Annotated in this window: 8 protein-coding genes; 4 read left to right on the top strand and 4 right to left on the bottom strand. The window is 67.3% G+C overall.

The genetic code is table 11. The features are described from left to right. Positions 1-196: 196 nt before the first annotated feature. Complete coding sequence (locus tag AC1DKV_RS39620) at positions 197-694, bottom strand: MarR family winged helix-turn-helix transcriptional regulator (RefSeq protein WP_441623874.1); 498 nt, start codon at positions 692-694, stop codon at positions 197-199. A 237-nt stretch (positions 695-931) separates the two neighbouring features. On the opposite strand from AC1DKV_RS39620, the gene typA reads away from it, so the two are divergent. Continuing rightward, the gene (gene typA, locus AC1DKV_RS39615; RefSeq protein ID WP_477139646.1) at positions 932-2,752 is read left to right on the top strand and encodes a translational GTPase TypA; all 1,821 of its coding nucleotides are present in this window, start codon (positions 932-934) and stop codon (positions 2,750-2,752) included. 86 nt (positions 2,753-2,838) lie between these two features. Here typA and AC1DKV_RS39610 read toward each other — a convergent pair whose 3' ends face one another. Further along, the gene (locus tag AC1DKV_RS39610) at positions 2,839-3,735 is read right to left on the bottom strand and encodes a sterol desaturase family protein (RefSeq protein WP_477139645.1); all 897 of its coding nucleotides are present in this window, start codon (positions 3,733-3,735) and stop codon (positions 2,839-2,841) included. Between the two features lie 344 nt (positions 3,736-4,079). Here AC1DKV_RS39610 and AC1DKV_RS39605 point away from each other — a divergent pair, with 344 nt between their 5' ends. The 3 genes from AC1DKV_RS39605 to AC1DKV_RS39595 all read left to right on the top strand — a co-directional run bounded on the left by AC1DKV_RS39605 (position 4,080) and on the right by AC1DKV_RS39595 (position 7,510). Then, on the top strand, positions 4,080-5,645 hold the full coding sequence (locus AC1DKV_RS39605) for a methyl-accepting chemotaxis protein (protein ID WP_477139644.1): 1,566 nt from the start codon (positions 4,080-4,082) through the stop codon (positions 5,643-5,645). An 84-nt stretch (positions 5,646-5,729) separates the two neighbouring features. Then, complete coding sequence (locus AC1DKV_RS39600; RefSeq protein ID WP_441623868.1) at positions 5,730-6,806, top strand: enoyl-CoA hydratase/isomerase family protein; 1,077 nt, start codon at positions 5,730-5,732, stop codon at positions 6,804-6,806. A 143-nt stretch (positions 6,807-6,949) separates the two neighbouring features. Continuing rightward, positions 6,950-7,510, top strand: a complete 561-nt coding sequence (locus AC1DKV_RS39595; protein ID WP_477139643.1) for an NADPH-dependent FMN reductase — start codon at positions 6,950-6,952, stop codon at positions 7,508-7,510. Positions 7,511-7,616: 106 nt separating this feature from the next. Here AC1DKV_RS39595 and AC1DKV_RS39590 read toward each other — a convergent pair whose 3' ends face one another. Beyond that, positions 7,617-7,838, bottom strand: a complete 222-nt coding sequence (locus tag AC1DKV_RS39590) for a hypothetical protein (RefSeq protein ID WP_441623865.1) — start codon at positions 7,836-7,838, stop codon at positions 7,617-7,619. A gap of 126 nt (positions 7,839-7,964) precedes the next feature. Further along, the coding region (locus AC1DKV_RS39585) for a hypothetical protein (protein WP_477139642.1) at positions 7,965-8,168 on the bottom strand (204 nt) is incomplete at its 5' end.

Genomic DNA, 8,168 nt, shown 5'->3' with positions numbered 1-8,168 from the left:
GCGGCGGCCAGCGCGCTCAGCGCCAGCGCGCCGGTGCGGCGGCCGGCCGCGCGCGCGCGCGGCGACAGTGCGGAAAAGGAGGAGGGTGCTTGGTTCATCTCGGTGCCCTGCGAGAGAGCGTCAATGTTGCTTTTATCGTGGAAGAACGTGAATCGAGCCGGCGTGAGAGCCTGACCGTGGCTCGCCTGCGCCGCGCCTACCCGCTGTTGTTGCCGATGATCCGGTGCAGCATCGAGCGGAAGGTCTGCAGTTCCGCTTCCGAGAAATCCCGGAAATGCCGGTTCAGCACGCGGCAGTAGATGCCCGGCAGCGCTTCGAGCAGCGCCCGCCCGCTGGGGGTGATCGATACATCCACCACGCGGCGGTCGGCGTCGCTGCGCTGGCGCTCGATCAGGCCGCGCTTTTCCATGCGGCCGAGCAGGCGCGTGACCGAGCCCATGTCGGTGCTGAGTTCGCGGCCCAGGTCCGTGACCGTGTTGCCGCGCCCGGCCGCCAGCATCATCAGGCAGGTGGCCTGCGCATGGGTKATGTCCAGGCCGTTGACCTCCTGCTCGACCTCGTGCGCGAGCACGCTCTTGGCGCGCGCAAGCAGGTAGCCCATGCTTTCGCCCATGCGGTATTCGGCCGGGTCGAAAGGGTGGGTATCGAAGGAGGCGGGGTGATTCTGGAGGTCGGGCCGGTTCTGCTCGGACATGTCTGGCAGGTGCTTGTCGCTGCAATGTTTGCCGTGACAACTATATGTTCACGGTTATCAAATCGCAAGGTTGGCAATTTGCTATTGCGATATTCGCAACAATCGTGGTTTGCGGACGCTTTGTCTCCTGCGCACCACCTGACGGGGAATACCAACGTCGGACTCGGGTTTTGCGCCGCAACATGCTATAATCTCGGGTTATCTTTTGATGCTCAGCCCCACAAGCGAGACGCTGCAATGACCCGCGCCATCCGCAATATCGCCATCATCGCCCACGTCGATCATGGCAAGACCACTCTGGTCGACCAACTCCTGCGCCAGGCAGGGACCTTCCGCGACAACCAGCAAATGGTCGAGCGCGTGATGGATTCGAACKACATCGAAAAGGAACGCGGGATCACCATCCTGGCGAAGAATTGCGCTGTCGAATACGACGGCACCCACATCAATATCGTCGATACCCCCGGCCACGCCGACTTCGGCGGTGAGGTGGAGCGCGTGCTGTCGATGGTCGACGGCGTGCTGCTGCTGGTCGATGCCGTCGAAGGCCCGATGCCGCAGACGCGCTTCGTGACGCGCAAGGCGCTGGCGCTGGGCCTCAAGCCCATCGTGGTGATCAACAAGGTCGACCGCCCCGGCGCGCGTCCGGAATGGGTGATCAACCAGACTTTCGACCTGTTCGACAAGCTCGGCGCCACCGACGAGCAGCTCGACTTCCCGGTGATCTACGCATCCGGCCTGAACGGCTATGCCGGCCTGACCGACGATGTGCGCGAAGGCGACATGAAGCCGCTGTTMGAGACCGTGCTGGCCAAGGTGCCGGTGCGCGACGACAACCCGGACGGTCCGCTGCAGCTGCAGATCATCTCGCTGGACTACTCCAGCTATGTCGGCAAGATCGGCGTCGGCCGCATCTCGCGCGGCCGTGCGCGCGCGCTGCAGGACGTGGTGGTCAAGTTCGGTCCCGAGGGCAACCCGATCAAGGGCCGCATCAACMAGGTGCTGAAGTTCCAGGGTCTCGAGCGCGAGATCGTGCCMGAAGCCGAAGCCGGCGACATCGTGCTGATCAACGGTATCGAAGAACTGGGTATCGGCTGCACGGTGTGCTCGCCGGACGCCCAGGACGCGCTGCCGATGCTGAAGGTGGACGAGCCCACGCTGACCATGAACTTCTGCGTSAACACCTCGCCGCTGGCGGGCCGTGAAGGCAAGTTCGTGACCAGCCGCCAGCTGCGCGAGCGCCTGGACCGCGAGCTGAAGTCGAACGTGGCCCTGCGCGTGCAGGAAACCGGCGACGACACCATCTTCGAAGTGTCGGGCCGCGGCGAGCTGCACCTGACCATCCTGCTGGAAAACATGCGCCGCGAAGGCTACGAGCTGGCCGTGTCCCGTCCGCGCGTGGTGTTCAAGGAAATCGACGGCGTCAAGCACGAGCCGTATGAACTGCTGACCGTGGACGTCGAAGACGGCCACCAGGGCAGCGTGATGGAAGAGCTGGGCCGCCGCAAGGGCGAACTGCTCGACATGGCGTCGGACGGCAAGGGCCGCACCCGCCTGGAATACCGCGTTCCGGCCCGTGGCCTGATCGGCTTCCAGGGCGAGTTCCTGACGCTGACGCGCGGCACCGGCCTGATCAGCCACATCTTCGACGACTACGCGCCGCTGCGCGAAGGCGGCCTGGGTGAGCGCCACAACGGCGTGCTGATCTCGCAGGACGACGGCGACGCCGTGGCCTACGCGTTGTGGAAGCTGCAGGACCGCGGCCGCATGTTCGTCAAGCCGGGCGATGCGCTGTACGAAGGCATGATCATCGGCATCCATAGCCGCGACAACGACCTGGTCGTGAACCCGATCAAGGGCAAGCAGCTCACCAACGTGCGTGCCTCGGGTACCGACGAAGCCGTGCGCCTGGTCACGCCGATCCAGATGTCGCTGGAATACGCGGTGGAATTCATCTCCGACGACGAGCTGGTCGAAATCACGCCGAAGAGCATCCGCCTGCGCAAGCGCCACCTGAAGGAGCACGAACGCAAGCGTGCTTCGCGCGAAAGCGTCTGAGCGCCTTCGCCGCAGCTTTGCCGCAACAAAAAACCGCGCCTCGAGCGCGGTTTTTTGTTGTCCGGCGTCAGCCCGCGCGATAAGGCTCAGGCGTCGGAGCCCCGTTCGCCGGCCAGCGCCCCGGCGCCTCGCGCCGGACCGGTCGCCACAGCCTCGCGCGGGTTGCGCCATTCGGGCGGCATCCACAGGTGGCGCGGGTCGCGGTGGCGCCATGCATCGGCGAACATGTCGCGCCATTCGTGGAAGGTCAGGGTGATCGGATTGTGGCTGGCGATGCGGCGCGTGATGCCGTAGTCGGGCGCGTCCTCCTCCGGCACGAACGACCCGAACAGGCGGTCCCACACGGTCAGCACGCCGGCATAGTTGCGGTCGATGTACTGCGGGTTCCTGGCGTGGTGCACACGGTGGACCGAGGGTGTGTTGAGCAGCCATTCGATGCGATGCCAGCGCCTGCMCAGGCGCGTATGGACGAAGAACTGGAAGGCCAGGTTCAGCCCTACCGCCAGGATCACCCAGTCTGGCGTGAAGCCGATCAGCGCCAGCGGGATCCAGAACAGCCACATGCCGGAGAGCGGGTAGGTCAGGCTCTGGCGGAAGGCGGTCGAGAAATTCATGCCTTCCGATGAGTGGTGCGTGACATGCGAAGCCCACATCCAGCGCACGCGGTGGCTGGCGCGGTGGAACCAGTAGTAGAGGAAATCCTGCAACAGCAGCAGGAGCAGGAAGGACCACCACGTCTGCGGCACCGCCTGCAGCCCGTGCTGGTAGCACCAGCCATAGACGGTACGCACCATCAGCCACAGGAAGAACGCATCCGACGCCTGGTGCATCAGCGCCAGCGCCGCGTTCGAGGCGCTGTCGCGCAGGCTGTAGACGGACGGGTCKCGCCGCACCCAGTACCAGGCTTCCGCCCCGATGGTGAGCAGGAACACCGGCGCAAACGCCAGCAGGATCAGGCCGGGATCGATGGTCGACTGTGTCATCCGTCAAGTGTTGCCGGTTTCGGGCGTTTTTTCCTGGAGGGCATCCTCTATACGCTCGTCCGGTGCCTTCGCGGACGCCGGCGAGCGGGCCGTGCGGGGACAGCATACGCCTCTCTTCGGCACCTGCGGCAGTCGGCACCCGTCCTCCCGATTGCTGACGATTCTGCAGGACTGAATATCTCCGCGCGCGGATTCAGGAACGACCGCGAGCGCCGTTGATAGCAGGGCGGCTGGATTCGGGGCGCACAAGGGGMCGCGCCCAGGGGCGCACCCAGGGCCGCACGCAGCGCCGGACACGAGCGCAAGCCAGCCGCGCCAGAGCCAGATCACAACGGGGAGCCATCATGTTTCGCAACACTTCCATCGGATCCAGATTGTGGATCCTTACCATCGTCGCCAATGCGCTGCTGCTGATTGTCGGCAGCGTGGGCTGGCTGGGCATGTCCCGCAGCAACGACGMCACGCGGCAGATCTACCAGCACCAGCTTGCCGCCGCGGTCAGCCTGGCCGAGGCGCGCTCCAACCAGTTGCTGGTGCGCGTGCTGCTGGACCAGGCCACCTTCGCCACCGACCCCGCCGATGCGCGCGCCCGCGCCGCCCTGGCCGAAGGCTTCGCGCGCCAGTCCGACGTGGCCTGGAAGGCTTACCTGGCGCTGCCGCGCGCCGCCGGCGAGGCCAAGGCCGCCGACGATGTCGCGGCCAAGCGCGAGGCGCTGTTTGGCCAGGGCGTGTCACCGATGGTCGCCGCGCTGCAGCGCGGCGACCGCGAAGCCGTGATGGGCTTCGTGCTCGATACCATTCCCAGGCTCGATATTGCCTTCACTGCCGTCAACACGGAGCTGGGCAAGCTGCAGCTCGCCAGCGCGCAGGCGGTCTACCAGGAATCGCAGGACCGCTACATCATGCTGCGCACCCTGTCGCTCGGCGCGCTGGCGCTGGGATTGTGCTTCAGCACGGTGGTGGCCTGGCGCCTGCGCCGCTCCATCGTCGGGCCGCTGGACGTCGCCGTGGCGCGCTTCGAGCGGATGGCCGCCGGCGATTTCTCCGCGGGCCGTGCGGCGCACGCCGATGCCCACGCGCAGGACGAGCGCAGCGAGACCGGCCGCATGCTTGCGGTGCTGGGCCGCATGCAGGCCAGCCTGGCCACGATGGTGGCCGAGGTGCGCGGTGGCGCGGATGCCATCGCKGCGGCCAGCAGGCAGATCGCCAGCGGCAACGGCGATCTCTCGCAGCGCACCGAGCAGCAGGYGGCTTCGCTGGAGGAGACGGCCTCCAGCATGGAAGAACTCACCGGCACCGTGCGCCAGAACGCCGACAGCGCGCGCGAGGCGAACGCGCTGGCCAGCGATGCCACGGGCCTGGCCGAGCGCGGCAGCGCAGCGGTGGCGCGCGTGGTGGACACCATGCAGGCCATCGACGCCAGCGCCAACAAGATCGTCGACATCATCGACGTGATCGAGAAAATCGCTTTCCAGACCAATATCCTCGCGCTCAACGCCGMGGTGGAAGCCGCGCGCGCGGGCGCGCACGGCCGCGGCTTCGCGGTGGTGGCCGGCGACGTGCGCGATCTCTCGCAGCGCTGCGCGGGGGCCTCGAAGGAGATCCGCGCGCTGATCGGCGATTCGGTGTCGCGCGTGCGTGCCGGCGGCGAACTGGTGGGCCAGGCGGGGCAGGTGATGGAGGAGATGGTGGGGGCGGTGCGGCGCGTGAGCGGCATCATGGGCGGCATCAGCGCAGCCTCCGACGAACAGTCGCGCGGTATCGAGCAGGTCAACCAGGCGGTCGCGCAGATGGATGGCATGACCCAGCAGAACGCCGCGCTGGTCGAGCAGGCGGCGGCGGCCGCGGCGTCGCTCGATGACCAGGCGCAGCGGCTGACCGGCCTGATGGCGGCTTTCCGCGTGGCCTGAACGCGGCGCAAAGCGCCTGGTGCGGCACGCCCGCGCACCCCTGCTGGTGTAAAGTCGAGGGTTGCATTCGTGGAGATAGAGACAATGACAGACCTGGTCACCAGCGAGATCCGGGGCGGCATCGGCTACCTGACGCTGAACCGCCCGCAAGCGCTCAACGCGCTTTCGCTCGAGATGATTCGCGCCATCACCGGGGCGCTCAACGCATGGGCCGTGGCGCCCGAAGTCGCGGCCGTGGTGATCGCCGGCGCGGGCGGCAAGGCCTTCTGCGCGGGCGGCGACATCCGCTTCTTCCACAAGGCAGCGCTGGCCGGCGACACCACGCTCGACCAGTTCTTCGTCGAGGAATACGCGCTCAACCACCTGATCCACCGCTATGCCAAGCCCTATATCGCGCTGATGGACGGCGTGGTGATGGGCGGCGGCATGGGCATCTCGCAGGGCGCGCGCCGCCGCCTGGTGACCGAGCGGACCAAGATGGCGATGCCGGAAACCAATATCGGACTGTTCCCCGACGTGGGCGGCGGCTGGTTCCTGTCGCGCACGCCAGGCCGCATCGGCGAATACCTGGGCCTGACCGGCGCGATGATCCATGCCGCGGACGCATTGCATGCCGGCCTGGCCGACGCCTACCTGCCCGGCAACGCCCTGGCCGAACTGGTCGACACGCTGCGCGCGCGCCAGTTCGCCGACGGCGACGCCGTGCTGGCCTGCATCGATGCCGCCACCGCCGCGCACCGCGACGCATGCCAGCCGGACCGGAGCCAGCTCGCATCGCTGCAAGACGACATCGACCGCCTGTTCGCCGGCGCGTCGGTGAGCGATATCGTGGCAGCGGTGAGCGACGCCGGCACCGACTGGGCCGCGCAGACCGCCGCCATGCTGCGCAGCCGCTCGCCGCTGATGCTCAACGTCACGCTCGAGCAGGTCCGCCGTGCCCGCACCATGACGCTGGAGGACGAACTGCGCATGGAGCTGGACATGATGTACTACGTGTTCCGCCACGGCGACGGCGTGGAAGGCATCCGCGCGCTGGCGGTCGACAAGGACCACGCGCCCAAGTGGCAGCCGCCGCGCCTGGACGAAGTGCAGCGCGATCGCGTGCGCGCCTTCTTCGACAGCCCGTGGGCGCATGGCGAGCATCCGCTCGCGGCGCTGTAGCAGGGCGCCGGGCGGTTCCTTTTCGCGCAATTGGATTAGAGTGACGACTGGACCCGCCGCGGGCATGCCGTGCTGCCTGCGGCCTCCGGGTCCGACCAGCATCACTCCGACACCATCATGCCGTGAACGTGAAAGGAATCGCGATGAGCAATCCCCGTGATGTAGCCGTACTGGTAGGCAGCCTGCGCAAGGAGTCCTTCAATCGCAAGCTGGCCGTCGCGCTGGCCGCGATGGCGCCCGCAGGGCTCAAGCTCGAGATCGTGGAGATCGGCCAGTTGCCGCTCTACAACCAGGATGAAGACACCAGCCCGCCMGCGCCATGGGTGGCATTCCGTGACCGCATCCGCCGCGCCGACGCCGTGCTGTTMGTCACGCCGGAATACAACMGCTCGGTGCCGGCGGCGCTCAAGAATGCGATCGACGTGGGCTCGCGCCCCTATGGGCAGAGCGTCTGGGACGGCAAGCCGGGCGGCGTGATCAGTGCCTCGCCGGGTGCCGTGGGCGGCTTCGGCGCCAACCACCACCTGCGCCAGTCGCTGGTGTTCCTCAACATACCGGTACTGCAGCAGCCCGAGGTCTATCTCAGCGGTGTCGACAAGCTGTTCGACGCGCAGGGCGGCATTGCCAATGAATACACGCGCGGCCTCCTCGGCAAGTTCCTGGACACGTTCGCGGGCTGGATCGAGCGCAACGCGCCGCGCTGAGCGCCGGCGGCGCGCGACATGCAATGCTGCCGCGCAAATGCTGACGCCCGCTGCCGACGGGGCAGCGGGCGGGAGGGCAGGTTATCGCTGCCTTGCGCTCTTCGTTCTACTTGCCGCGCTTGATGTCCCCGGCCGGCCGCACGTGCGCGGCTGCCAGCGGCTGGCCTGGAAAGCCCCCCGGATAGCTGATGACGCGCAGGCTCGCCCCGGCCCTGCGCACCGGCCATGCATGACCGGCGCGGGTTCTCGCGCCGCCTGTGATCGCCGCCATGGCTTCCCTGTCGAGATCCACGTTGTCCGGCAAATCCTTGATGACGATAACGGCCATGACTTCCTCCTGCAGGGTGCGAAGGCCGGCTGGGCCGGCCTTCGCCGGACGGAGCAGCCTTGCGGCCGCGGCACCGTCCTGGTCAGTATAGGCCACGGGTGCTGCCTCCGCGGCCGCGGGCATCGCTCAGACCTTGGCGTGGGTAGCAGCCCATTGCGAAGGATTGACATCGATTGCCAGTCCGAGGCCGGAGCCGATCACGCCGACGTTGTTGAGCGTGTTGACGTTGATGCTCTGCAGCTGGGCGATGTTCTGGTTGACGTTGACATTGACGTTGGCCACCGGGCCCAGTCCCTGCATCCAGGTGTTGGCGCCGCCGCGCACCGCGGC

It is taken from the genome of Cupriavidus sp. 05T41, assembly GCF_056396525.1.
The sequence above is the reverse complement of the archived record's forward strand: the minus strand, read 5'-3'. Positions and strand labels throughout refer to the sequence as shown.

Bases quoted from the DNA above. Each gene is read 5' to 3' on its own strand.
- AC1DKV_RS39600 (WP_441623868.1), top strand. From the start codon at position 5,730: ATGACAGACCTGGTCACCAGCGAGATCCGGGGCGGCATCGGCTACCTG.
- AC1DKV_RS39590 (WP_441623865.1), bottom strand. From the start codon at position 7,838: ATGGCCGTTATCGTCATCAAGGATTTGCCGGACAACGTGGATCTCGAC.